Below are 2,858 nucleotides of genomic sequence, written 5' to 3'. Positions count from 1 at the left end.
GATGCTTGGAAGATAACCCGTTCGATCCCCGCGTCAATCGGAAATCCGCGCCGATTCAGGTTTTCTAGTCAAGAACGCCCGGCGAACCTTGCGGCTCAGCCGGGCGCCGCAGGGTCGCCAAGGGGGAGCTATGCCGCGCATCGATGCGATGATTCTGCCGACGCACGAAGGCACTTCTGCAATCGCCTTTGCGACACTGTCCGGTTTGAGCGTCGCTCAGCCGTCCTAAGCGCTTAGCGCTCGCCACCCAGGGGGGTTGGGAGCGCTCCTGCTGGCCCGACCCCGCTATGACCCGTGCCCGGCTAGCGGGCCGAGACTCAGAGACTTCGGGTCGAAACGGTCGTTCCGGCGACTCCGTGGCCGACTATGCGGTTATACCCGGCGCGACTTGGAGACTTGGCCTCCGCATCACAGACTTGCGAAAGTACTGCGTACAAAGCGAAAACGCCAACGAGGTTAGTCGTCGGCGTTTCGCGTGATCTCAGCGGCCGGTCTCTGTTGCAACCGGCCTCGAAGTAGAGCGGGTCGGACGGTCTTCGAACTCGGGCGAAGGCGAAACAGGGACACGGAGCGGGGCGAGGGCACTCGACAGTTGCAAACCGTGGTGCACCCAACGATGGCACTCACCTGGTTGCTCAGGGCCGCGCTGACTTGCGGGTTGCAAACCGCAAGGTGGTGGCTGGATCAGGCAACCGCCCGTGCGGGCCCTTACGGTAGCCAGCTCTGTCTGAGGGCCAGCGGGAGGGGTCAAGGGCGGGCGCAGCCCGGCGAAGCGGACCCTTGACGCCGAACGCCGGACCATACCCTTCCGACTGGCCGATGCGGCACTCTGGCGGTCAAACGGCCCGCACAATCAGGGCCGAGGTACCGGTGATCCCTGGGCGCCTCCGACGGGCGCTGATGAACGATCTCTCTTCACTCGGCGCTCGAGAGGCTTTCCGTCTGGTCCGGGCACGGTCTCGGTCGTCTCGTCTGGGCCGAGCGGCGGAGGCTCGACAGTCAGCTGCTTGAACTGCGACGGAGTGAGGATCAGCTCGACGATTCGGATCGCCTCCGCCTCTTTCCGATCCCGCTCCGCAAGCAATCGATCAATCGTGAACTCGATCCGCTCAGGGAGATCCCGCTGAGGCTGGAGGTTGCAGCCAACTCGATCAAACATGATCCAACTGGCCATGAGTCGTTGGTCGACCTCTTCGATTCGACGGTCAAGTTCTTCCACAAGGACCAGGATCCGTTCCTTCTGGTCCGTATCCAGCGAAGGAATCTCGAGCGCGTCTCGAAGCGCCCTTTGTGCACGCCCGCGTCCTTCGGGCCGATCCCCGAGGAAGCGCGGAAACATGATCGCCCTCGCCATGGCAATAAACTCCGATCGCTTTGCCTCAGGGAGAAGTGCGGCAATCCTCGGCGTCCACTCGATGTTGATCCGTGCGCGCTCGAAGAACGGCTGATGGTACTTCTTGGAGAGCTCGCGGAACTCGATTCCGATTTCTGGCGGAGCGTTGGGGCGCAGGTTCCACAATTCCATCCAAAGAGCATTCATGCGCGGCCCGTAGCGGCATTCATTGTTCACGGCCCGCTCCGAGGGCGGGGTCAGTTCACGCCAATAGGCCTCGATCAGCGCACCTTCCGGGCTCTCGATGCCGAAACTGCACATCTCGCCCCCGAATGCCTTCAGCAAGAGACCCAAGTCAAGGCGTGCCGCCGAAACATCGATGGAGAGGTCGACCGCGCGCGCCCGGCTTCTTGCCGCCTCAAATCTCGCCTTGCTCGCAGCGATCGCGTTGCGGTCTGCATCGTCGTGCTGCTCCGCAATCGCCACGATCGCCGAAACCACTTCGGTCTCGACCTCCAAACGCTTGCTTCGCATCTCACACCGCGTCTCGTGGAAGAGCGCTGATGCCAAGGGGGGCGTGGGTCGCTCTGGATGCTGGGGCGCATACGGGGAGGCCGGCCCCGCAAGCTCCTCGAGCTGAGAGAGGTAGATTCGATCAATCTCCTGCCACCTGCTGAGATAGCGCTCCAGGAATGGATCGAGCATGAGGTCTCGCTCGGCACCCACTCCGAGCGTTGCGGCAAGGTTGCGAAGGTCCAGCTCCGACGGAAGTCGCCAAGAGCGCAACACGACACCGCCGCTCCGCAACTCGTTTGGAATCCTCGCGACGACCTCGCCGGGGACCGCGTCAAAGACCGATAGATGGTTGTGATCTGTGTCGTTTGCGAGCTGTCCCGGTGGACGGCACCAAGCCGCCCTTTGAGAGCACCATGCGAGTACAGGCACGAACAGGACGATCACGAGCCAGAAGGCTGATCTCATTCGCTCAACTCTATGTCACGGACAAGGAGTGCCGGGTCCGTTGTCCCAGCAGTTAAAGTTGACCTGTGCACCGTAGGAACAAACACCACCGTCGCAGACGCCGGGACGGAGATGGCATGGCACGGACGGAAGGATCGGCGAAGGTCCTTGATACCCCGACGGCGCGCTCCTTTGGTAGCGGAATGTCCCGTTGGCCAGAATCTGCGGAATGCATCTCGCGACGTCGCCCTCCCCAGTGACGCATGCAGGAGAAAACTCCGGATGACTAATCAGCACACTCGCACAACAGGAGATGGATTCCAGTTTCCAACACGACTGCGATTGGCCCATGGCAGCTCCGCCAAAGGCGGCGATTGTGCCAAGAAAACCCGCTCCCACCAATCGCACGACCCACGGCCCATTTGCTTACTTGCTCATCGAATTGCTCCTGAAAAGTTGACTTCGACACTGGAACCGACCGCGCCGGGCGACGCTCGCCCGACCTGCCGCCGAACAAAGTTCTCTTGAATCTGCCGCAGAAAGCCCACGCCAACGCCCTCGAACT

The 2,858-nt window shown here is 62.0% G+C and carries 1 protein-coding gene; it reads right to left on the bottom strand.

The features are described from left to right. Positions 1–853: 853 nt before the first annotated feature. A complete protein-coding gene (locus KF724_13870) occupies positions 854–2,122 on the bottom strand; it encodes a hypothetical protein (protein MBX3356776.1) in 1,269 nt (422 codons plus the stop codon). Positions 2,123–2,858: the final 736 nt, after the last annotated feature.

This window comes from Phycisphaeraceae bacterium (assembly GCA_019636735.1).
In the GTDB taxonomy this organism is placed as follows: domain Bacteria; phylum Planctomycetota; class Phycisphaerae; order Phycisphaerales; family SM1A02; genus VGXK01.
This window is presented reverse-complemented; position numbering and strand designations above follow the sequence as displayed.